Source organism: Streptomyces solicamelliae, from assembly GCF_045348655.1.
Lineage (GTDB): Bacteria > Actinomycetota > Actinomycetes > Streptomycetales > Streptomycetaceae > Streptomyces > Streptomyces solicamelliae.
Genome location: NZ_CP160404.1, coordinates 4,723,498 through 4,745,538, shown reverse-complemented (window position 1 = coordinate 4,745,538; position 22,041 = coordinate 4,723,498). Strand labels below are relative to the sequence as shown.

The 22,041-nt window shown below is 74.5% G+C and carries 13 protein-coding genes; 3 read left to right on the top strand and 10 right to left on the bottom strand.

Annotated elements, in window-relative coordinates; all coding sequences use genetic code 11:
- From ABZO31_RS22215 to ABZO31_RS22195, 5 genes are all read right to left on the bottom strand, one after another.
- The gene (locus ABZO31_RS22215) at positions 1 to 1,431 is read right to left on the bottom strand and encodes a dipeptidase (RefSeq protein ID WP_406863013.1); all 1,431 of its coding nucleotides are present in this window, start codon (positions 1,429 to 1,431) and stop codon (positions 1 to 3) included.
- 10 nt (positions 1,432 to 1,441) lie between these two features.
- Entirely contained in the window at positions 1,442 to 4,816 is a 3,375-nt protein-coding gene (locus ABZO31_RS22210) for a UvrD-helicase domain-containing protein (RefSeq protein WP_406863012.1), read from the bottom strand.
- A 75-nt stretch (positions 4,817 to 4,891) separates the two neighbouring features.
- Entirely contained in the window at positions 4,892 to 5,755 is an 864-nt protein-coding gene (locus ABZO31_RS22205; protein WP_406863011.1) for a hypothetical protein, read from the bottom strand.
- Positions 5,756 to 5,838: 83 nt separating this feature from the next.
- Complete coding sequence (locus ABZO31_RS22200) at positions 5,839 to 9,294, bottom strand: ATP-dependent helicase (RefSeq protein ID WP_406863010.1); 3,456 nt, start codon at positions 9,292 to 9,294, stop codon at positions 5,839 to 5,841.
- 107 nt (positions 9,295 to 9,401) lie between these two features.
- The gene (locus tag ABZO31_RS22195) at positions 9,402 to 9,788 is read right to left on the bottom strand and encodes an MGMT family protein (protein WP_406863009.1); all 387 of its coding nucleotides are present in this window, start codon (positions 9,786 to 9,788) and stop codon (positions 9,402 to 9,404) included.
- A gap of 117 nt (positions 9,789 to 9,905) precedes the next feature.
- Here ABZO31_RS22195 and ABZO31_RS22190 point away from each other — a divergent pair, with 117 nt between their 5' ends.
- The 3 genes from ABZO31_RS22190 to ABZO31_RS22180 are packed head-to-tail and all read left to right on the top strand — an operon-like array spanning position 9,906 to position 15,817.
- Positions 9,906 to 12,599: a lysylphosphatidylglycerol synthase domain-containing protein gene (locus ABZO31_RS22190; protein ID WP_406863008.1), complete on the top strand. Its 2,694-nt coding sequence runs from the start codon at positions 9,906 to 9,908 to the stop codon at positions 12,597 to 12,599.
- Between the two features lie 60 nt (positions 12,600 to 12,659).
- Positions 12,660 to 14,234: an alpha/beta hydrolase gene (locus ABZO31_RS22185; protein ID WP_406863007.1), complete on the top strand. Its 1,575-nt coding sequence runs from the start codon at positions 12,660 to 12,662 to the stop codon at positions 14,232 to 14,234.
- Between the two features lie 47 nt (positions 14,235 to 14,281).
- Positions 14,282 to 15,817, top strand: coding sequence for an alpha/beta hydrolase (locus ABZO31_RS22180; protein ID WP_406863006.1), 1,536 nt, complete (start codon positions 14,282 to 14,284; stop codon positions 15,815 to 15,817).
- 90 nt (positions 15,818 to 15,907) lie between these two features.
- Here the strand turns inward: ABZO31_RS22180 and moeZ are convergent, their stop codons facing one another.
- The 5 genes from moeZ to ABZO31_RS22155 all read right to left on the bottom strand — a co-directional run bounded on the left by moeZ (position 15,908) and on the right by ABZO31_RS22155 (position 21,837).
- Entirely contained in the window at positions 15,908 to 17,086 is a 1,179-nt protein-coding gene (moeZ, locus tag ABZO31_RS22175; protein WP_406863005.1) for an adenylyltransferase/sulfurtransferase MoeZ, read from the bottom strand.
- A gap of 63 nt (positions 17,087 to 17,149) precedes the next feature.
- Positions 17,150 to 17,989 (bottom strand): spherulation-specific family 4 protein, encoded by an 840-nt coding sequence (locus ABZO31_RS22170; RefSeq protein ID WP_406863004.1) that lies wholly within the window; start codon positions 17,987 to 17,989, stop codon positions 17,150 to 17,152.
- The gene (locus ABZO31_RS22165; RefSeq protein ID WP_406863003.1) at positions 17,977 to 18,948 is read right to left on the bottom strand and encodes an NAD-dependent epimerase/dehydratase family protein; all 972 of its coding nucleotides are present in this window, start codon (positions 18,946 to 18,948) and stop codon (positions 17,977 to 17,979) included. The genes ABZO31_RS22170 and ABZO31_RS22165 overlap by 13 nt, the downstream gene beginning before the upstream one ends.
- A gap of 128 nt (positions 18,949 to 19,076) precedes the next feature.
- Positions 19,077 to 20,207, bottom strand: coding sequence for a hypothetical protein (locus ABZO31_RS22160; protein WP_406863002.1), 1,131 nt, complete (start codon positions 20,205 to 20,207; stop codon positions 19,077 to 19,079).
- A 13-nt stretch (positions 20,208 to 20,220) separates the two neighbouring features.
- Positions 20,221 to 21,837 carry a DUF3492 domain-containing protein gene (locus ABZO31_RS22155; RefSeq protein ID WP_406863001.1) on the bottom strand — a complete coding sequence of 539 codons (1,617 nt, stop codon included), beginning with the start codon at positions 21,835 to 21,837 and terminating at the stop codon, positions 20,221 to 20,223.
- Between the last annotated feature and the right edge of the window lie 204 nt (positions 21,838 to 22,041).

Below are 22,041 nucleotides of genomic sequence, written 5' to 3'. Positions count from 1 at the left end.
TCAGCGCAGGGCGGTCGCCAGGTCGTCCCACAGGTGGGCGCTCGCCTCGACGCCCTTGAGGAGCAGGTCGAGCTCGACCTTCTCGTTCGGCGCGTGCCAGCCGTCGGACGGAACGGAGACGCCGAGGAAGAGTACGGGAGCGGCCAGCACGTCCTGCAGGTCGGCCGCCGGCCCGGAGCCGCCCTCGCGGGTGTAGCGGACCTTCGCGCCGTCGAAGGCGGCGCTCATCGCGCGGGCCACCGAGCGCAGCGCCGGATGGTCGAGCGGGGTGAGGCAGGGCCGGGTCGGGGCGCCGAAGGACAGCTCGTACCGGATGCCGGCGGGCACCAGCCCGGCCAGCCAGTCGCGTACGGACCGCTCGATCCGCGCCGGGTCCTGGCCGGCGACCAGCCGGAAGGACAGCTTCAGCTGGGCGGCGGAGGGGACGATCGTCTTGCCGCCGGGGCCCTGGTAGCCGCCGCCGATGCCGTTGACCTCGGCGGTCGGCCGGGCCCAGACGCGCTCCAGGGTCGAGTACCCGGCCTCGCCGAGCGTGCCGTGCGACTTCGCGGTGCGCAGCCACGCGGCCTCGTCGAAGGGCAGTTCGGCGATCAGCTCCCGCTCGGCGCCGGACAGCTCGGTGACGCCGTCGTAGAAGCCGGGGATCGCGACCCGCTCGTCGGCGTCGTGCAGGGCGGCGACGATCCGGCCGGCGACCGTGGCCGGGTTCGGCACCGCGCCGCCGAACGAGCCGGAGTGGATGTCCTGGTCGGGGCCGTACAGCGCGAGCTCGCAGTCGGCGACGCCGCGCATGCCGGTGCAGACGGTCGGGGTGTCCTCGGACCACATGCCGGTGTCGGAGACGATCACCGCGTCGGCGGCCAGCCGCCCGGCGTGCGCCACGACGAGCTCCCGGAAGTGCGGGGAGCCGGACTCCTCCTCGCCCTCGATCAGCAGCTTGAGGGTGACGGCGGGGGCGGTGCGGCCGGTGGCGGCGAGATGGGCGCGGACGCCCAGCGTGTGGAAGAAGACCTGGCCCTTGTCGTCGGCCGCGCCGCGGGCGTACATGCGGCCGTCCACGACCGCCGGCTCGAAGGGCTCGGTGTGCCAGCCGTCCTCGCGGGCGGCGGGCTGGACGTCGTGGTGACCGTAGACGAGCACGGTCGGCGCGTCCGGGTCGTCGGACGGCCACTCGGCGAAGACGGCCGGGGCGCCGGCGGTCTCCCAGACCTCGACGGCCGGGAAACCGGTCTTGGTGAGCGCGGCGGACAGCCACTCGGCGCTGCGCCGCACGTCCCCGGCGCGCTCCGGCTGTGCCGACACCGACGGGATGCGCAGCCAGTCGACGAGGTCGTCGAGGAAGGCGGCACGGTGCTGCGCGACGTACGCGCGGACGGTCTCGACGGCGTGCGGAGGTACGGGGTGGACGGCGCTGTCCGGGGTCTCGCTCATGCTTCTGAGCCTATCCGTCGCCGGGGGCCGGGCCGTCCGGGGCCGCCTCGCCGCGGAGCAGCGCCTCCAGCTCCGCGCGGCCGGGCAGGTCCGGGGGGCGGGAGACCTCGCCGGTCCGTACGTACACGAACGCGGCGGCGACCTCCTCCGGGGCGAGGCCGTGCTGCTCGGCCCAGGCGAGTCGGTAGATCGCGAGCTGGAGGGGGTCGGCGGCGCGGAGGCGGCTGGTCTTCCAGTCGACGATCTCGTACGCGCCCGTCTCCTCGTCCCGGTACACGGCGTCGATCCTGCCGCGCACCACCCGGCCCGCGAGGGTCAGCTGGACGGGCGCCTCGACGCGGTACGGGGTGCGGTGGGCGTACGGGGTGAGCACGAAGGCGTCCTTGAGCGCGGCGAGGTCCCGCTCGTCGACGATCTCGGGTTCGTCGGCGAACACCTCGCCGCCGGGGAGCTCGTCCGGGCCGAGCATGGGCAGCGGCAGCTCCTCGAACTGTGCCTCCACCCACGCGTGGAACCTCGTGCCGCGGCGGGCCGCGGGCTGCGGGGGCTTCGGCATGGGGCGCGCGAGCTCCTGCGCGAAGCCGTCGGGGTCGTCGGCGAGACGCATGACCTGGGAGGTCGTCAGGTAGGTGGGGAGGAGGACGTCTCTGGTGCGGGAGCGGGTGCGGCGCAGTTCCTCCGCGAGGACGGTGAGGTCGCGGTCCCAGGAGGCGACGGCTCGCGACTCCTCGGGGGTGAGGGTCGGTTCCGGCGTCCTCTGGGCGGGGATCTCGTCCAGGTCCTCCGGCGGGGGTTCGTCGTCCCAGTACGGGTCGTACGGGGGTTCCTCGGGGGCGGGGTCCTGCGGGTCGGGAGCCGCGGTCGGGGGGGTGTGCCCACCCCCGTCGCCCTGCGGAACGCATGCCCACAGCCGGGTGAGGACCCTCTGCGCCGCGGCCCTTCTGCGCTGCAGGCTGTGCTCGTCCAGGGGCAGGGGCCACGCCTGGTCCGTCTGAGTCTCTTGCAGAGTCGGGTTCTCCGCGTCCTTCTCCGGTTCGTCCGCCCACGCCTCGATCTCGCCGTGGCCGGCCGCGCAGTGGTCGTACAGGGCCTGGAGGAACGCGGACGGGCCCCGGGGGCGCTTCTGGGACGGGCCCCACCAGTGGGCGGAGCCGAGCAGCAGCGAGCGGGGGCGGGTGAACGTCACGTACCCGAGGCGGAGCTCCTCCGTGTGCTGGTGCTCGCGCAGCTCCTCCTTGAAGCCCTTCAGGGAGGCCGCGTCCCACTCCTCTATCGCCGGGAGCGTCGCCGCGTCGCCGCGCAGGGCGTGCGGGAGCACCTGCGGCTGCGCGGTCCAGGCCTCGCGGGCCCTGCTGCTCGGGAACTGGGAGGCGACGAGGCCGGGTACGGCCACGACGTCCCACTCCAGGCCCTTGGACTTGTGCGCGGTCAGCACCTTGACGGTGTTCTCGCCGCCGGGCAGCGCGTTGTCCAGGCCCTTCTCGTACTGCGCGGCGGTGCGCAGGAAGCCGAGGAAGGCCAGGAGCGTGGCCTCGCCGTCGAGGGAGGCGAAGCCGGCGGCGATGTCGAGGAAGTTGGAGAGGGTCTCGCGGCGGCGGGCGGCCAGGGCGTGCGGGGAGGCGGAGAGTTCGACCTCCAGGCCTGTGGTGGCGAGGACGCGGTGCAGGACGTCCATGAGCGGGTCGGCGAGCGTCATGCGCAGGGCGCGCAGTTCGGCCGCGAGGCGGGCGAACCGTACCCGTGCCTCGGACGAGAACGGCAGTCCGTCGTCCTCGCCGCCGGAGTCGAGGAAGGTGTCGAGCGCGTCGGCGAGGGAGATCACCTCGGCCGGGTCGACGCCCTCCACCGCGGCCGCCAGGCGCTCGTCCGCGTCGTCGGAGTCGTCGGCCGCGCGGTGGACGAGGAGCCGGGCGCGGCGGCCGAGCAGGGCGAGGTCGCGGGGGCCGATGCGCCAGCGCGGGCCGGTGAGCAGCCGGACCAGGGACGCGTTGGCGCCGGGGTCCTGGAGGACCTCACAGACGGCGACGAGGTCGGCGACCTCGGGCAGGTGCAGCAGCCCGGACAGGCCGACGACCTCCACGGGGACGTCGCGGTCGACGAGTGCGGCCTGGATGGCCGGGAAGTCGGTGGCGGTGCGGCACAGGACGGCGATCTCGCCGGGTTCGCGGCCGGTGCGGACGAGGTGGGCGATCGAGTCGGCCAGCCAGGCGAGTTCCTCGGCGTGGGTCTCCAGCAGCGCGATCCGCACCGTGCCGTCCCGCTCCGCGCCGGGGGCGGGGCGCAGGGCCTCGACGCCTTCGTGCATGGCGCGCAGCGGGGCGGCGAGGCCGTTGGCGAGGTCGAGGAGGCGGCCGCCGCTGCGCCGGTTCTCGCTGAGCGCGAAGCGGGTGGCGGGGGCGCCGTCGGCGTACGGGAAGTGCTCGGGGAAGTCGTCGAGGTTGGCGACGGAGGCGCCGCGCCAGCCGTAGATCGCCTGGCAGGGATCGCCGACGGCGGTGACGGCGTGGCCGGTGCCTCCGCCGAAGAGGCCCGAGAGCAGCAGCCGCTGGGCGACGGAGGTGTCCTGGTACTCGTCGAGCAGCACGACCCGGAACTCCTCGCGGAGCAGTGCGCCGACCTCGGGGCGGGTGGTGGCGATCTCGGCGGAGAGCGCGATCTGGTCGCCGAAGTCGAGCAGATCGCGGGAGCGCTTGGCGGCGCGGTAGCGGATCACGAGGTCGAGCAGTTCGCGGCGGGCGGCGGCGGCCTCGGGGACCTTGCGCAGATCGGCGTTGCTGAGCCTGGCGGACTCCAGGGTGCGCAGGAGGGCGGTGTCGTGCGCGAGGAGGTCGGCGGGGCGGACCAGGTGCTCGGAGAGTTCGGCGTCGAGGGCCAGGAGGTCGGCGACGAGCGTCGGGAAGGACTTGGTGAGGGCGGGGTACGGGCCGGGGGCCTCGCGCAGGACGCGGGCGGCGAGCTGGTAGCGGGTGGCGTCGGCGAGCAGCCGGGCGGTGGGCTCCAGGCCGATGCGCAGGCCGTGGTCGGTGAGGAGCTGTCCGGCGAAGGCGTGGTAGGTGGAGATGCGGGGCTCGCCCGGCGGGTTGTCGGGGTCGATGACGTCGGGGTCGGTGACGCCGGCGCGGACGAGGGCGGTGCGGACCCGTTCGGCGAGTTCGCCGGCGGCCTTGTTGGTGAAGGTGAGGCCGAGGACCTGCTCGGGGGCGACCTGCCCGGTGCCGACCAGCCAGACCACCCGGGCGGCCATCACCGTCGTCTTGCCGGAGCCGGCGCCGGCCACGATGACCTGCGGGGCGGGCGGCGCGACGATGCAGGCGGTCTGCTCCGGGGTGAACGGGATGCCGAGCAGCTCCTTGAGCTGCTCGGGGTCGGTGAGGCGTGCGGTCACCCAAGAGAGGCTAACGGGGCGCACCGACAGCGCCGGCCGTCGTCCACAGGAGCGGGCGGACGGCGACCGGGGCGATCAGGCGGCGGTGGGCGGGGCTGCCGGGGTCAGCCTGCTCAGATCGATCGTCTCGTCGGCGGGCGGTGTGACGACCTTCACGGGCTTGTCGAAGGCGGAGAAGCGGATCGTGCCGGGGTCCTCGCCACCGGTCCTGACGATGCGGAGGATGTAGGGCTTGCCCTTCATGGCGACCGAGACGGTCGTACTCCCCCTAGGACTTCGTCCATGGGGGGACCCCCCGGCGTCGGCCTTCTGCTTGACGAGCGTGGCGGTCGGCGTGCTGCCGATCCTGCCGTCCTTGGCGCGGGTCATTCCGGTGCGGGCGGCCTCGTCCTGTTCGAGGTCGGCGAGCAGGGCTTCGAGATCGCACACGCCGGCGAGTTCCGCGCTGCCGGGCTGGCCGGCGGCGAACTTCACCCAGCGGCCCTTGAGGAGTTCGAGGGTGGCCTCGATCTGGGCGGGCGGGAGGCCCTGGGCGGTCATGGAGACGCGCCAGAACTTCTCGTCGCCCTTCATGTACGCGACCTTGTCCTTCTGCCGCACCTCGGCGATGCCGCCCTCGACGGTGAGCCGGCCGGTGCACTCGGCGCGGTCGTTCACCGAGAAGTCGACGTTGACCGGCTGCCCCTCGGCGGAGACCCGCCCGGTCATCCGCAGGGACTTCGCGGAGGTCGTCGCGTCCACGGCCCGCTCGGCGATCTCGTCCGCGCTCAGTCCCTTGAACGGGTCGGGCGAGGGTGACGGCGTCGGCGCGACGGCCACGGGCACGGCGTCCGCGTCCGCCCGTACGAGGTCGAACTGCGAACACCCGCCGACTCCGCCGACCGTCACGACCGCGCAGACGGCGGCCACGCCGGTCCGGAGCTTCCGTTGCGACGCCATACCTCGGTCCTCCTCGCGCACACCCCCCGCGATGCCCGACCACCAGCGTCACCCGAACGGCACAGCCCCGCGACTCCGGGAGGTCACTCCACCACGTGCCGGCCTTCCGGGCGGGCGCTGCAGGAGGTGCGGAAGGTGCAGGTGGTGCAGTGCTGGCCCGCGGTGGGGGTGAAGCGTTCGTCGAGGACGCGGCCGGCGGCGGTGGCGAGGAGGTCGCCGACCCACTCGCCCTCCAGGGGCTCCTGCGCCTGGATCTTCGGGAGCGCCTCGCCGCCCTCCTTCTTCGCGGCGGCCTGGCGGAGCTGGACCAGTTCGGCGCCGCCGGGCTCGGGGCGCCGGCCGCCGAAGACCTCGTCGACCGCGCCCTCGCGGACCGCGAGCTGGTACACCGCGAGCTGCGGGTGCCGGGCGACCTCGTCCTTCGTCGGCGCGGACTTGCCGGTCTTGAAGTCGACGACGTACGCGCGGCCCTGGTCGTCCTGCTCGACGCGGTCCATGGAGCCGCGGATGCGGACCTCGTACGCGCCCGCTTCGAGGGTGACGTCGAAGTCGTGCTCGGTCGCTGCCGGGGTACGGCCGGCGCGGTCCATGACGTGCCAGCGCAGGAACCGCTCCAGGGCGGTCCGGGCGTTCGCCTTCTCCTGCTCCGACTTCCACGGGGCGTCGAACGCGAGGCCGTCCCAGACCGAGTCGAGGCGGGCCATCAGGACGTCGAGGTCGGCCGGTGTACGGCCGGAGGCGACCTCGTCGGCGAGGACGTGGACGACGTTGCCGAAGCCCTGGGCGGCGGAGGCGGGGGTGTCGGCCTTCACCTCGCGGCCCAGGAACCACTGCAGCGCACAGGTGTCGGCGAGCTGGGCGAGCGCGGAGCCGGAGAGCGCGACCGGGCGGTCACGGTCGCGCAGCGGGACCGTGCTGCGCGTGGGTTCGAACAGGCCCCACCAGCGGTCCGGGTGGGCGGCCGGTACGAGCGGCTGGCCGTCGTCGTCGGTCAGCGCGGCGAGCCGGGCCAGCCGCTCGGCCGCGGCGGCGCGCAGCGCGTCGGAGGCCGCCGGGTCGACGGTGGTGGCGCGCAGTTCCGCCACCAGCGCGGCGACGGCGAGGGGGCGGCGGGGGCGGCCGGGGACGTCCTTGGGCTCGACGCCGAGTTCGGTGAGGAAGCGCGAGGGCTGGTCGCCGTCGTCGGCCGGGGCCTTCACCGCGGTGACGACCAGGCGGTGCCGGGCGCGGGTGGCGGCCACGTAGAAGAGCCTGCGCTCCTCGGCGAGCAGCGCGCCGGGGGTGAGCGGCTCGGCGATGCCGTCGCGGCCGATGCGGTCGGCCTCCAGGAGGGAGCCGCGGCGGCGGAGGTCGGGCCAGAGGCCCTCCTGGACGCCGGCCACCACGACCAGGCCCCATTCCAGGCCCTTCGCCCGGTGGGCGGTCATCAGGCGTACGGCGTCGGGGCGGGCCTGGCGGCGGGTCAGGGTGTCGGCGGCGATGTCCTGGGCGTCGAGCTCCTCCAGGAAGTTCAGCGCGCCGCGGCCGCCGACCCGGTCCTCGGCGCGGGCGGCCGTCTCGAACAGCGCGCACACCGCGTCCAGGTCCCGGTCCGCGTTCCGCCCGGCCGCGCCGCCACGCAGGGCGGCGCGCTCCAGGCGGGCGGGCCACGGGGTGCCGTTCCACAGCAGCCAGAGCGCCTCCTCGGCGGAGCCGCCGCGGGCCAGCAGCTCGCGCGTCCGGCGCAGCAGGTCGCCGAGCCGCTGCGCGCCGCGCGCGTACGCCGGGTCGTGCGCGACGAGCCGCTCGGGCTCGGCGAGCGCCCGCGCGAGCAGCACGTCGGACGGCGCGGGCACCTTCACCCCGGCCACCCGCTCCTCGTCGCGCAACGCCCGCCCGAGCCGGCGGAGGTCGGCGGGGTCCATGGCGGCGAGCGGGGAGGCGAGCAGTTCGAGCGCGGTCTCGACATCGAGCCAGGCCCCGGTGCCGGCACCGGTTTCAGTCCCCTGCTCCTCCGCCTCGCCGGGCGCATCGGCCCCGTCCGCCTCCGTATCCGCCTCCGTCGCGTCGGCCTCCGGCTCCTCGTCCGCCCGGCCCTCCGCCCCGTCCGGCCCCCCTCCCGCCGTCGCCCTCAGCGCCAGCAGCAGGGGGGTCACCGCCGGTTCGTGGCGGAGGGGGGTGTCCGCGGTGTCGGTCTCCAGGGGGACGCCGGCCGTCGTCAGGGCGCGGCGGAGGGAGGGGATCAGGGAGGCCGCGCGGACCAGGACGGCCATGTCGGACCAGGGGACCCCGTCCTCCAGGTGGGCGCGGCGGAGCAGGTCCGCGATGTTGTCGACCTCGGTGGACGGCGTGGGGTAGGTGTACGCCTCCACCCGGCCGCCCTCGCGGACCGCGGCCGGTTCGCGGTGGGCGCGGGTCTTGTCGTGCGGGAGGCGGGGCAGCGGCATCCGCCGGGTGAGGAGGCGGGTCGCCGCCAGGAGTTCCGTACCCGCGCGGCGGTTCGTCGTCAGGACGTGCACGTCCGCGCCCCGGAACGTGTCCTCGAAGTCCAGGATGCCGTTGACGTCCGCGCCGCGGAACGCGTAGATCGACTGGTCGGGGTCGCCGAAGGCGACCAGCGTCCTCCCGCCCGTCGCCCGACCGCCACCCCCCACGGACGCTCCCCCGGACTCCGTCCGGGGGGACCCCCATCGCGCGGCGCCTCCTGCCTTGCCCGCGATCGCCCGGAGCAGCCGTACCTGCGACGGGTCGGTGTCCTGGTACTCGTCCACGAACACCGCGTCGTACTCCGGCAGCGCCCCCGGCCCCCGCTCCGCCAGCAGCACCGCCCGGTGCACCAGCTCCGCGTAGTCGAGGACGCCCTGCATGTCGAGCACGTCCAGGTACTCGGCCAGGAAGCCGGCCGCGGCCTTCCAGTCCGGCCGCCCCACCCGCGCCGCGAAGTCGCCCAGGGCCTTCGGCCCGAGGCCCAGCTCGCGGGAGCGGGCCAGCACCGCGCGCACCTCGTCGGCGAAGCCGCGCGTCGTCAGGCAGGCCCGCAGTTCGTCGGGCCAGCGGATCCGGGCCAGGCCCTCCCGCTCCAGGTCCAGCTGGCCGGCCAGCAGCTCGCGCACGGCCACGTCCTGCTCGGGTCCGGACAGCAGCCGCAGCGGCTCGGCGAACAGGTCGGCGTCCTGGTGGGCGCGGACCAGCGCGTAACAGTAGGAGTGGAAGGTCGTCGCCTGCGGGGCGCGCCGCCCACGCAGCCGCGCGGTCATCCGGTCGCGCAGCTCGACCGCCGCCTTGCGGCTGAAGGTGAGGACGAGGATCCGCTCCGGATCCGCGCCCGCCTCGATCCGCGCCGCGACCGCCTCGACCAGCGTCGTCGTCTTCCCGGTGCCCGGTCCGGCGAGGACGAGCAGCGGACCGCCGCGGTGCTCAACCACACCCCGTTGCGCTGCGTCCAGCTGAGGGGGACGCACGGCGGCGGGCGCCGTCCGGACCAGCCGGTACACGCCATGAGTCCTCGGGCGTGCCGCAGCCGAGTACGGCGTACGCCTGGTGGTGGAGGAGGAACTCACGTGGATCGCCGGTCCTGGTGGGGATGCAGAAGATGAAGGGTGCGCGGATGTTCACGGGACGGTGCCGAGCAGACGACCTTACGGGAATCCCGTACCGGCCGGGGGACTCATCCCCGTACGTCCTCCGTGCCCGCCGTGTCCTCCGTCACGCCGTCCCACCGCGCCCGCCGCATGTCGATCTTCGGCAGGTGGTCCTCCGCGGAGCGGGACGCCTCCTTCAGCGGGGTGCCCTCCTCCCGGTAGTGGCCGAGCGCCCGCTGCTCGTGACCGGGCAGCAGCCGGCCGTCGGCGCGCACCACCCGCCACCAGGGGGCCGCTCCGCCGTACAGTGCCATCACACGGCCCACCTGCCGCGGGCCGCCCTCGCCGAGCCATTCGGCGACGTCTCCGTAGGTCATCACCCGGCCGGGCGGAATCAGCTCGGCGACGTCCAGCACCCGCTCCGCATACTCGGGAAGGTGTGCGGAAAGCTCCTCGTCCGTCATCCGGCACATCCTGCCGCACCGCACCGACAACCCCCTGATGCCTCCGCGACACCGGTTCCCGTGCCACCATCGTCCGGGCGGTGACTGGTGATACGAGATCAAGAGCGACAAGAAGAGATCACGAACATGGTGATGGGGCACGACGCGGAGCCTCCTGAGGAGGCCCGGCAGCCCGACGTACCCGCGGGGCCCGAGGAGCCCAGCGAGCGGGTCTCGGGCGACGAGCCCCTGCTCGCCGCGCGCGTGCACCGCCCCTCCGACCTGCTGCGGGCGCTGATCGGCGTGCTCGCCATCGCCCTCGTCCTGGCCATCGCCGCGTTCGCCCACGGCACCACCTCGGGTCTGGAGCAGGACATCAACAAGGGGACGACCGGCGCGCCGGACGTCTTCGTCAAGATCGCCGGCCTGGTGTCGTCCATCGCCGTGCTGCTCGTGCCGGTCGCCTTCGCCATCGAGCGGCTGATCAAACGTGACGGGCTGCGGATCGCCGACGGCGTGCTCGCGGCCGTCCTCGCGCACGGCGTCACGCTCGCCACCGACCTGTGGGTGGCCCGGGCCGCGCCCGGCACCATCCAGGACGCGCTGACCCAGCCGTCCGCGGGCGGCGGGCTGACCGACCCGGTGCACGGCTATCTCGCGCCGGTGATCGCGTACATGACCGCCGTGGGCATGGCACGAAGACCGCGCTGGCGGGTCGTGCTCTGGTTCGTCCTGCTGCTCGACGCCTTCACCATGCTGGTCGCCGGCTACACCACCGCGTTCTCGATCATCCTGACCGTGCTGATCGGCTGGACCGTGGCGTACGGCACGCTCTACACGGTCGGCTCGCCCAACGTCCGCCCCACCGGGCAGACGCTGCTCGCGGGCCTGCGCCGGGTCGGTTTCCGGCCGGTCACCGCGCTGCGCACGGAGGGTCTGCCGGACCACGCCGAGCACGGGGACCGGGGCCGCCGCTACATCGTGACCCTGGAGGACGGACCGCCGCTCGACGTCACCGTCGTCGACCGCGAGCAGCAGGCGCACGGCTTCTTCTACCGGGTGTGGCGACGCCTCACGCTGCGCGCGATCACCACCCGCCGCTCGATCGTCTCGCTGCGCCAGGCCCTGGAGCAGGAGGCGCTGCTCGCGTACGCGGCGATCGCCGCCGGGGCGAACGCGCCGAAGCTGATCGCCACCTCCGAGCTCGGCCCCGACGCCGTGATGCTCGTGTACGAGCACCTCGGCGGGCGGCCCCTGGACGCGCTGGAGGACAAGGAGGTCACCGACGAGCTGGTGCGCAGCGCCTGGCGTCAGGTGAAGGCCCTCCAGTCGCGCCGGATCGCGCACCGCAGGCTCGCGGGCGACGCGATTCTGGTGGATCGTTCCGGCAACGTGATCCTGACGGATCTGAGCGGCGGGGAGATCGCCGCCGGCGACCTGGTGCTGCGGATGGACATCGCGCAGCTGCTCACCACCCTCGGCCTGCGGGTCGGCCCGGAGCGCGTGGTCGCCGCGGCGGTGGAGGTCCTCGGTCCGGACGCGATCGCCGACTGTCTGCCGCTGCTGCAGCCGATCGCGCTCACCCGCTCCACCCGCGCGGAGCTGCGCCGGCTGGCGCGGGAGCGGTCGAAGCGCGAGCGCGAGGCGGTCCTGGAGGCGTCCGAGGCGGCGAAGCGGGCGCGGGCGGAGAGCGTGGAGGCGGGCGGTGCGGTGCCCGAGCCGACCACGAAGGCCGACCGGAAGGCCGTACGGGCGGCGGTGCGGGCCGAGAAGCAGGCCGACAAGCGGGCGGAGAAGCGGGCGCTCGACACCGCGCTCGACGAGGCCCGCGAGGAGGATCTGCTGGCGCAGATCCGCCAGCAGGTGCTGCTGATCCGGCCGCAGGCGCCGGTGGAGCCGGTCCGCCTGGAGCGGATCAAGCCGCGGACGCTGGTCAGTCTGATCGCGGGCGCGGTCGCCGCGTACTTCCTGCTCTCGCAGATCGCCCGGACCCCGCTGTCCACGATCGCCGAGGCGAACTGGGGCTGGGTCGCGGCGGCGGTGCTGTTCTCCGCGCTCAGCTACATCGCGGCGGCGATGAGCCTGCTGGGCTTCGTGCCGGAGCGGGTGTCGTTCTGGCGGACGGTGGTGGCGCAGGTCGCCGGCTCGTTCGTGAAGATCGTCGCCCCGGCGGCGGTGGGCGGAGTGGCGCTGAACACCCGCTTCCTGCAGCGGTCCGGGGTGCGGCCGGGGCTCGCGGTGGCAAGCGTGGGCGCGTCGCAGCTGTTCGGGCTCGGGGCGCACATCCTGCTGCTGCTCGCCTTCGGCTATCTGACGGGCACGGAGAAGTCGCAGTCGTTCACACCGTCCCGGACGGTGATCGCGGGTCTGCTGACGGTCGCGGTGCTGGTCCTGGTGGTGACGGCGATCCCGTACATGCGGAAGTTCGTCTCGACGCGGCTGCGGTCGCTGTTCGCGGGCGTGGTGCCGCGCATGCTGGACGTGCTCCAGCGGCCGTTGAAGCTGGTCACCGGCATCGGCGGGATGCTGCTGCTCACGGGCGTGTTCGTGCTGTGCCTGGACGCGTCGATCCGGGCCTTCGGGCAGGGCGAGGCGGAGACGCTGAGCTTCGCGAGCGTCGCGGTCGTGTTCCTCGCGGGCAACGCGATCGGCTCGGCGGCGCCGACGCCGGGCGGTGTGGGCGCGGTCGAGGGTGCGCTGACCTTCGGTCTGGTCGCGGTGGGACTGCCGATCCACGTGGCGACGCCGGCCGTCCTGCTGTTCCGTCTGCTGACGCTGTGGCTGCCGGTGCTGCCGGGGTGGCTGTGCTTCAACTGGCTGACCAAGAGGGAAGCGCTCTAGGGCACCCCGTATGTCGGATCTGCGGGTGCGGGGGACGGACGGCGCGCTCAGGATGGGCCTATGTCGCATGCGCCTCGTCGTGTCGCCCTGGCCGCCGTCTCCGTCGTCGCACTGCTCGTCGGCGGGTGTTCGGACGACGGGGGCGGGTCCGCGAGCGACGGGGCCACCCCGAACGCCGCCGCCCTGGCGGAGCTCGCCGGGCAGACGCCCGAGTGGGCGGCCTGTCCGCCGCCGTCCGCGGCCGAGGGCGGCGGGCCCGCGCCCTCGCCGCTGCCCGGCGGGGCGGCCTGGGAGTGCGCGTTCATGGAGGTGCCGCTCGACTACGGCGACCCCGGCGGCGAGACCATCGAGCTGGCGCTGATCCGCGCGAAGGCGCGTGACGCCGGGAACCGGATCGGTTCGCTGATCTTCAACTTCGGCGGGCCCGGCGGCTCCGGCGTCACCGCCCTGCCGTCCTTCGGCGCCGAGTTCGAGTCCCTGCGCTCCCGCTACGACCTGGTCTCCTTCGACCCGCGCGGCGTCGGCCGCAGCGAGCCCGTCGAGTGCCTCGACGACCGCGCGCTCGACGCGTACTACGCCGAGGACGCCACCCCCGACGACGCCGCCGAGCAGACCACCCTCGGCGACAACCAGAAGAAGTACGCGGCCGCCTGCGAGAGGAACTCCGGCCCCGCCCTCCCGCACGTCGGCACCGAGAACGCGGCCCGCGACATGGACCTGATGCGCCAGGTCCTCGGCGACGACAAGCTGTACTACTTCGGCATCTCGTACGGCACCGAACTCGGCGGCGTCTACGCCCACCAGTTCCCGAAGAACGTGGGCCGCGCCGTCTTCGACGCGGTCGTCGACCCCAACGCCGGCACCCTCGACGGAGCCCTCGGCCAGGCCCGCGGCTTCCAGCTCGCGCTGGACAACTTCGCCGAGGACTGCGTCGCCCGCGGCGACGACTGCCAACTGCCCGGCGGCTCCGTCGCCGAGGTCGAGGCGTTCATCACCGGTCTGCTCGCCGAGCTCGACAAGAAGCCGATCCCCGGCATCGGCGACCGGGAGCTGACGCAGACCCAGGCCACCAACGGCATCGCGCAGGCCCTGTACTCGAAGGAGTACTGGACCTACCTGGAGCAGGGCCTCGACGAGGCCGACGCCGGACAGGGCGGACTGCTGCTCGCCCTGTCCGACTCGATGAACGGCCGCAACGAGCAGGGCCAGTACAGCAACATCCAGGCGGCCAACGCGGCCGTCAACTGCGTGGACTTCAAGGAGCGTTACAGCCTCGACCAGGCGAAGGCGAAGCTGCCCGAGTTCCGCGAGGCCTCCCCCGTCTTCGGCGACTACATGGGCTGGGCGCTGTCGTCCTGCTCGCAGTGGCCGGTGCCCGGCACCTTCGAGCACCCGGACGTCTCGGCGCCCGGATCCGCCCCGATCCTCGTCATCGGCACCACCGGCGACCCGGCCACCCCGTACGCGGGCGCGCGCGCCATGGTCGAGGCGCTCGGCGAGGGCGTCGGCGTGGAGATGACGTTCCAGGGCGAGGGCCACGGCGCCTACACGAGCGGCAACACCTGCGTGAAGCGGGCGACCGACGCGTACCTCCTGAACGGCCGGGTCCCGGCCGCTGGTACCGTCTGCCGCTAGTCATCCGCACGGGGCCACGGGGGGTCGTTCGACACATGCCCAAGTCCATGTCCACGTCCATACGGATACGGGGCACGGCGGCCCTCGCCGCCGCGTTGCTGCTCGCCGGGTGTACGAGCGGGGGCGGGGACTCCGCCGCGACACCGCCCGCGGGGACTCCGTCGAAGAACTCCCCCGCCGCCGGGCTGCCCGCCGCGCTCACCGGCCAGCGCCCCGAGTGGCGTTCCTGCCCCGCCCCCGAGGGCGGCCGGAAGCCCGGCCGGGACTGGCGCTGCGCCGATGTGACGGTGCCGCTGGACTACGACAGGCCGGCCGGCGAGACCATGTCCGTCGCGCTGATCCGCAAGGAGGCCCGCGACAAGGACCGCCGCCTCGGCTCGCTGCTCTTCAACTTCGGCGGCCCCGGCGCCTCCGGTGTGGCCGGCCTGCCGCGCGCCGCCGCCGAGTACGACAAGCTGAACGAGCGGTACGACCTGGTCGGCTTCGACCCGCGCGGCGTCGGCCGCAGCGGCGCGGTGATCTGCCGGGACGACAGGGAGCAGGCGGCGTCCGAGGCGGGCACCGACGTCACCCCGGACACCCCGGCCGAGGAGGCCGCGTTCCTCGCCGACGGCACCGCGTTCGGCGCGGGCTGCGCCCGCCGCTCCGGGAAGACCATCGCGCACACCACCACCAGCAACACCGCCCGCGACCTGGACCTGGTCCGGCACGTCCTCGGCGACGCGAAGCTGAACTACTTCGGCATCTCGTACGGCACCGAGCTGGGCGGCACCTACGCCCACCTGTTCCCGAAGAACGTGGGCCGCGCGGTCCTCGACGCGGTCGTCGACCCGACCGCCGACAACGTCGGGCACGCCCGCAACCAGACCGTCGGCTTCCAGCGGGCCCTGGAGAGCTATCTGCAGGGCCGGGGCGAGTCCCCGAAGGCCGGCACCGCCCGGATCGCCGCCCTGCTGAAGCGCCTCGACCGCAGCCCGCTGCCGGTCGGCGACCGCAGGCTGACCGACGGTCTGGCGGTCACCGGCATCGTGATGCCGCTGTACTCGGAGGAGAGCTGGCCGATGCTGACCTCCGCGCTGCAGAAGGCGGAGAACGGCGACGGCTCGGAGCTGCTGCGGCTCGCCGACTTCTACAACGACCGCGAGCCGGACGGGCACTACGGCACCCAGAGCCACGCCCAGCGGGCGATCTCCTGCGCCGACTCCGCCGAGCGGCCGACGGCGGCCCAGGCGCGGGCGCTGCTGCCGGAGTTCCGCGGGCTGTCGCCGGTCTTCGGCGAGTTCCTGGCCTGGGACACGGCCGGCTGGTGCGCGAACTGGCCGGTGAAGGGCGAGCGGACGACGCCGGAGGCGAGCGCCCCGGGCGCGGCCCCGGTCCTGGTCGTCGGCACCACCAACGACCCGGCGACGCCGTACGAGGGCGCCGAGCGGATGGCGAAGGAACTCGGCGCGGGCGTCGGCGTGCTGGTCACCAACGAGGGCGACGGGCACGGCGCGTACGGCACGTCGTCCTGCGTGACGCGGACGGTCGACGCGTACCTCCTGGACGGGAAGGTCCCCGCGTACGGCAAGAAGTGCGGGTGACGCACACGGGGAAGGCCCCGGACCTGGTGATCAGGTCCGGGGCCTTCCGTGTGCCGGTGGGCAGGGGCCTGCCCCGTGCCGGGGCGCGGTCTAGTAGACCGGCTTCTCCGGCTCGATCTGGTGGACCCAGCCGATGACGCCGCCGCCGACGTGCACCGCGTCCGCGAAGCCCGCGGACTTCAGCACGGCGAGGACCTCCGCACTGCGGACACCCGTCTTGCAGTGCAGGACGATCTTCTTGTCCTGCGGCAGGTCCTGGAGGGCGTTGCCCATCAGGAACTCGTTCTTCGGGATCAGCCGGGCGCCCGGGATCGAGACGATCTCGTACTCGTTCGGCTCGCGGACGTCGATGATGTCGATGCTCTCGCCGTCGTCGATCCACTCCTTGAGCTGCTTCGGAGTGATCGTGGAGCCGAGCGCCGCCTCCTGGGCCTCCTCGGACACGACGCCGCAGAAGGCCTCGTAGTCGATGAGCTCGGTGACGGTCGGGTTCTCGCCGCAGACCGCGCAGTTCGGGTCCTTGCGGACCTTGACCTGGCGGTACTGCATCTCCAGGGCGTCGTAGATCATCAACCGGCCGACCAGCGGCTCGCCGATGCCCGCGAGGAGCTTGATGGCCTCGTTGACCTGGATGGAGCCGATGGACGCGCAGAGCACGCCCAGCACGCCGCCCTCGGCGCAGGAGGGGACCATGCCCGGCGGCGGGGGCTCCGGGTAGAGGCAGCGGTAGCAGGGGCCGTGCTCGGACCAGAAGACGGAGGCCTGGCCGTCGAAGCGGTAGATGGAGCCCCAGACGTACGGCTTGTTCAGCAGCACGCACGCGTCGTTGACGAGGTAGCGCGTGGCGAAGTTGTCCGTGCCGTCGACGATCAGGTCGTACTGGCTGAAGATGTCCATCACGTTGTCGGCCTCGAGCCGCTCTTCGTGCAGGACCACGTTCACGTACGGGTTGATGCCCAGGACCGAGTCCTTGGCGGACTCGGCCTTGGAGCGGCCGATGTCGGCCTGGCTGTGGATGATCTGGCGCTGCAGGTTCGACTCGTCGACCTCGTCGAACTCCACGATGCCGAGCGTGCCGACACCGGCCGCGGCCAGGTACATGAGGGCCGGCGAACCGAGGCCGCCGGCGCCCACGGCGAGCACCTTGGCGTTCTTCAGCCGCTTCTGCCCGTCCATCCCCACGTCGGGGATGATCAGGTGGCGGGAGTACCTGCGGACCTCGTCTACGGTGAGCTCGGCGGCCGGCTCGACCAGGGGTGGCAGCGACACGGGGACTCCGTTGGTCGGTATGTCAGTACGGTTGTTCCTTCCGTAACACTGCCACGCGACTTCTCATTCCGAGACACCCGGTCCGATCCGCGAGACGATTTCGTCCCAGTAGCCGGGCAGGGTCTGAAATGGATCGGTTTGTCCACCACCGTTCGCGGCGCGGTCACTGCGGTCGGTGAAGAAGATCGTCCCGGCTCCCTGCCAGCGCGCGATCCGCATCGCCTCGTCGAGGTGGCTGCGCGGCACACCGTGGACGAGGTGCACGAACCGCTGCGGCGGATAGTCCGCGGTCCACTCCGCCACCTGCGACCAGCGGTACTCCGCCCAGGGGCCGCAGAAGGTGACCAGCTGGTCGGCGACCTCCGCATAGCCCGGGTACGGATGGCTGCCGTGCCCGAGCACCAGGTGCGCTCCCCCGTCGAGCACTGCCTCCAGGGTGGCTGTGACACGCCTCACCTCGGGCAGGTCGATCCGGTCCGTGGGACAGCGGTCCAGGTAGTAGCCGTCCACCTTGTACCAGTCGAGATAGCGGTGGGCGTCCGAGACGATCTCGCCGAACTCGCGCGAGCCGTGCCGCAGATCCAGGTGCCCCAGGACACGCCCGCCCCTCGCCCGACCACCGCCCCCGGCCGACGCTCCCCCAGACTCCGTCCGCGGGGACCCCCAACGCGCGGCCCCTCTGTATGCGTTCCGCAGCCTCCCCGCGGCCTCCAGGCAGTGCGGGTCCGGCCGGTCCCCCGGCCCGCCGGCCACGTTGAGCACCGCCCAGTGCAGCGGGGTGCCGGGCCGGGTCAGCTCGGCCCACTCCACCGGGGCGAGCAGCGGGTGCGCGTAGCCGGGGACGCCGACGCCGGTCTCGCTGAGCGCCCCGGTGACGCCGGGGCGGGTCGTCAGATACGGCATGCCGCCTCCATCCAGATGTCGGCCAGGGATTCCTCAAGGTTGATCCGCGGCCGCCAGCCGAGCCGGTCGCGCGCGGTCCGCACGTCCGCCTGCTGCCAGGGGCCGCAGCCGTCCGGGTACGGGTACGGCGGGCCGCTGACGTGGTGCTCGGCCACGGCGGCGCCGGCCTCGGTGCGGGGGGCGCCGATGACGGGACGGTTCGGCGGGGCGTCGAGCTCGTGCAGCGCGCCGGCGTAGCCGGCCACCCTGGCGAGTACGGCGGCGGCGTCGCGGAGCCGGACGGCGCGGCCGGTGCCGATGTTGACGACGCCCTGCGCGGCGGAGAGCGAGGCGGCGTGGACGGCGCGGGCCACGTCCCGTACGTCGACGAAGTCGCGCTGCACCCCGAGGCCGGCCAGCTTCAGCTCGGAGTCGCCGGACTGCATCGCGCGGCGCATCGCCTCGGCGAGCCGGCCCAGCGGGGAGCCGGCCGGGGTGCCGGGTCCGACCGGCGAGAAGACCCGCAGCACCACCGCGTCCAGGCCGGAGCCGAGGACGAGTTCGGTGGCGGCCAGCTTGGACACGCCGTACGGGCCGCCGGGCCGGGGCACCGCCTCCTCGGCGGTGGACGAGCCGGGCTGGGAGGGCCCGTACTCGGAGGCGCAGCCGAGCTGCACCAGGCGGGCGCCGCAGCCGCTGCGGCGCAGGGCCTCGCAGACGGTGGCGACGGCGACGGTGTTGTGGCGGGTGAGTTCGCGGGCCCCGCCGCGGGTGGCGCCGGCGCAGTTGACGACGACGCCGGGGTGGACGGCGTCCAGGAACCGGGTGAGCGCGCCGGGGCTGCCCCCGGCGAGGTCGAACCGGACGTCGGCGTCGTCGCCGCGGCCCAGCGCGGTGAGGTGCACCGCGGGGTCGGCGAGCAGTCGGTCGGCGACGAACCGGCCGAGGAAGCCGTTGGCTCCGAGCAGCAGCACCCTCATCGCGCGGCCCCTTCGTGCCGACCGGCCGGTGCAAAGGGTTGGGGCGTCATCTGTGTTGTCTCCTTGGGGATGCGGGTTCGCGGTGGGCACGCCCGCGGCGTCGGCTCCGCGGGTGCACCCGGTGGGGGTCAGGGGGTGGCGTCGGCGTGCGCGGAGGCGCGGCAGAGGGCGACCGCGGCGTGGCCCAGGAGGCCGAGCGCGGCGGCGCCGCAGACGAGGGCGGGTACCGCGCCGGGGCCCCAGGCGTTCAGGGCGGCGCGGACGGGTGCGGCCAGCGGGTCGAGGCCGGGGAGCCGGGCGGCGAGGACGCCCGCCAGGGCGAGGACCTCCGCGGCGCCGGCGGCGGCGAGCCCGGCGGCGGCCGCGCGGGCCCGCCCGTGGACGGCGAGCAGCCGGGCGAGCAGCAGCAGGGTGCCGAGGGCGACGGTGCCGTACGGGGCGCCGGCGGCCCAGGTCAGGGCGGTGAGCGCGAGCAGTTGGAGCCCGACGGCGGCGAGCAGCAGGGGCCGCACGCCGTACGCGAAGTCGTCCAGGCCCCGGCTGGCGGCGAGCCGGCGGCGGGCCCGCACCCCGAACAGCCGGGCGCACCAGGCGGCGGGGGCGACGGCGAGCGCGAGGACCAGGAGCGTGGCGGGGGCGAGCGGCCAGAGCGCGTCGGGCCCGCCGGTGGCCAGGGCCTGCAGGAGCCCGTCGCCGCCGAGCGCGTACGCCAGGAGCCACAGCGTCCACAGCGCGCCGGTCCGGCCGGCGGGCCCCGGCGTGGCGCGCAGCGGCCCGCGCCGTACGGCGGCGGCGAGGGCGACGCCGAGCCCGACCGCGCCGGCGACGCCGACGGCGAGCCGCACCGGCCCCTGGGCCAGGACGAGCCCCCCGCCCGCGACCAGGGCGACCGCCCCGGGCGCGAGCACGAGCCCGGCCCAGGCGGCGACCGGCTCGGCCGGGGTCGTCGCGGCGGCCCGCGGGGGTTCGTCCCCGCGCGGCACCCGGGCGTACAGCTCCTCGGCCAGCGAGAACACGTCCCGGTGCCGGAAGCGCGCCGCGGTCCGGTCGGTGACCCCGTGCACCTCGAGCCCGGCGGCGATCTCCAGCGGGTCGACGGCCCGCTCGACCAGTTCCCGGTGCCGGTGCAGCAGCGTCTTCACGGGGTCGGCGGTGCCGCGCCGGGGCGCACGGGAGGGCTCGGCCCGGGCGGCCCGCACGGCCTCGGCGGATGGCGCGGCGGCCTCGTCCGGGTGCGGGTCGGCGGCGGGGGCGCGCATGGGGGCGGCTCCTTCAGGCATCGGCGCTCACCTCGTCGGCGGGGGCGCTGCGGGTGGTCCAGTGGCCGGGGACGGACGCCTCGGCGGGGTGGCCGAAGGGGACGCCGTCGGCGGTGCGCCGCCGTACCGGGGAGTGGGAGAGCAGTTCCAGGTAGATGCCGCGGAAGGCGGCGAGGTTCTGCTCGACGGTGAAGAGTTCGAGCGCGCGGGCGCGGGCGGCCGCGCCGAGCCGGTGGCGCCGCTCGGGGTCGCGCAGCAGGGCGAGGCAGGCGTCGGCGAGGGCGCGCGGGTTGCGCGGCGGGACGACGAGTCCGGTGCCGCCGATGACCTCGACGACCGCGCCGACGTCGGTGGAGACGGTGGCCCGGGCGCAGAGCATGGCCTCGACGAGGGTGAGCGGGAAGCCCTCGACGACGCTGGAGAGCACGACGACCGCGCCGCCGGCGTAGGCACCGGCGAGGCTCGGGGCCTCGGGTCCGCCGAGCTCCTCGAAGGAGACGGGGTTGTCGCCGACGGCGTACTCGTCGGCGGCCTCGTCCGGGAACAGCTGGGCGGCCAGCGCCCGGCAGTGCGCGAGATAGCCGTCCCCGCCGGGCTCGCGCGCGGGCACGGCGACGATCCGCAGCCGGGCGTCGGGCTGTTCGCGGCGGACCTCGGCGAAGGCGTGCAGCAGGGCGATGAGGTCCTTGGCGGGCTCGACCCGGCCGACCCAGACCAGCGCGGCCGGGTCGGCGCCCTCGTCGTCCTCGCCCACCTCGGTGAACCGGCCGGCCTCCATGCCCGGGTAGACCGTGCGCAGCTTGGCGCGGTCGGCGCCGCACCGCTCCTGCCAGCGGCGGGCGTGCGTGTTGCCGGGGGTGAGCAGCGCGGCCTGCCGGTACACCTCGGCGGCGAGCCGCCCGTGGAAGGCGGCGAGCAGGGCGCGTACGGGCGCGGCGACGGTCGTCGACGAGGCGGCGAGGTACTGGGCGCGGAGCTGGACGCCGTACTCGGTGACCAGCAGCGGAGTACCGAAGAAGCGTTTGGCCAACAGGCCGGGCAGCGCCGCCGTTCCGCCGGACGCGGCGTGGCAGAGGTCGGCCGCGCCGAGGGTGTCCTCGGTGTACCAGCCGAGCGCGAGCGGGCGCAGCGAGCGCTCCAGCCGGGCTACGAACGCGAGGTGGTCGGGGAGGGCCGCGTCGCGCACGCCGCGGCGTGCGCCGGGGGCGCGGCAGGCGGCCTCGAGGATGCGCACGGCGGCCTCGGAGCGCAGCGCGGCGGGCAGTCCGCCGTGTTCGCGGGCGAGTTCGGCGAGCCCGTACAGCCCGTCGGTGAACTCGGCGGCCCCGGCGGCCTCGTCGGCGGCGCAGAAGCCGGCGGTCAGCGCGGCGAAGTGCGCGGCGAAGAACCGGCGTTCGCGGCGGCCCAGGCGGCGGCCGTCGTCCTCCGCGCCCCAGAGCGGCGCGGCGGTGACCCGGCGGACCTGCTGCGGGAGGTCGACGAAGCCGGCGTCCTCCTGGCGGGCGCTGCGGGCGAGGGCGTAGACGTCGAACTCGTGCGGGCCGAGCCCGCGCACCAGCCGGTCGCACCAGAGCCTGGACTCACCCGTGGCATACGGATAGCCACCCTCGGTGAGCAGTGCGATGCGCACGAGAACACACCCCCGATCTCCCTTGAGCGCGGCCGCCGTTCACCCCGGCGACTCGCAGCGGGAAGAAACGTAAGCGGATATGCCGGTGGCGCGACGGACGGTTGTCCGTCGCGCCACCGGAAGGGGTGAATGCGCGTGACTTTCCCGCCACGGTTGCGTTCTGTCGCGGTACGGGCTCTCGCGACTACGCTCCGTCAGGCCGTG

What these genes read in the sequence shown, in the direction of transcription:
- ABZO31_RS22190 (WP_406863008.1), top strand. Translation starts at nt 9,906, where the DNA reads ATGGTGATGGGGCACGACGCGGAGCCTCCTGAGGAGGCCCGGCAGCCC.
- ABZO31_RS22205 (WP_406863011.1), bottom strand. Translation starts at nt 5,755, where the DNA reads ATGGCGTCGCAACGGAAGCTCCGGACCGGCGTGGCCGCCGTCTGCGCG.
- ABZO31_RS22215 (WP_406863013.1), bottom strand. Translation starts at nt 1,431, where the DNA reads ATGAGCGAGACCCCGGACAGCGCCGTCCACCCCGTACCTCCGCACGCC.
- ABZO31_RS22170 (WP_406863004.1), bottom strand. Translation starts at nt 17,989, where the DNA reads ATGCCGTATCTGACGACCCGCCCCGGCGTCACCGGGGCGCTCAGCGAG.
- ABZO31_RS22185 (WP_406863007.1), top strand. Translation starts at nt 12,660, where the DNA reads ATGTCGCATGCGCCTCGTCGTGTCGCCCTGGCCGCCGTCTCCGTCGTC.
- ABZO31_RS22160 (WP_406863002.1), bottom strand. Translation starts at nt 20,207, where the DNA reads ATGCGCGCCCCCGCCGCCGACCCGCACCCGGACGAGGCCGCCGCGCCA.
- ABZO31_RS22195 (WP_406863009.1), bottom strand. Translation starts at nt 9,788, where the DNA reads ATGTGCCGGATGACGGACGAGGAGCTTTCCGCACACCTTCCCGAGTAT.
- ABZO31_RS22165 (WP_406863003.1), bottom strand. Translation starts at nt 18,948, where the DNA reads ATGAGGGTGCTGCTGCTCGGAGCCAACGGCTTCCTCGGCCGGTTCGTC.
- ABZO31_RS22180 (WP_406863006.1), top strand. Translation starts at nt 14,282, where the DNA reads ATGTCCACGTCCATACGGATACGGGGCACGGCGGCCCTCGCCGCCGCG.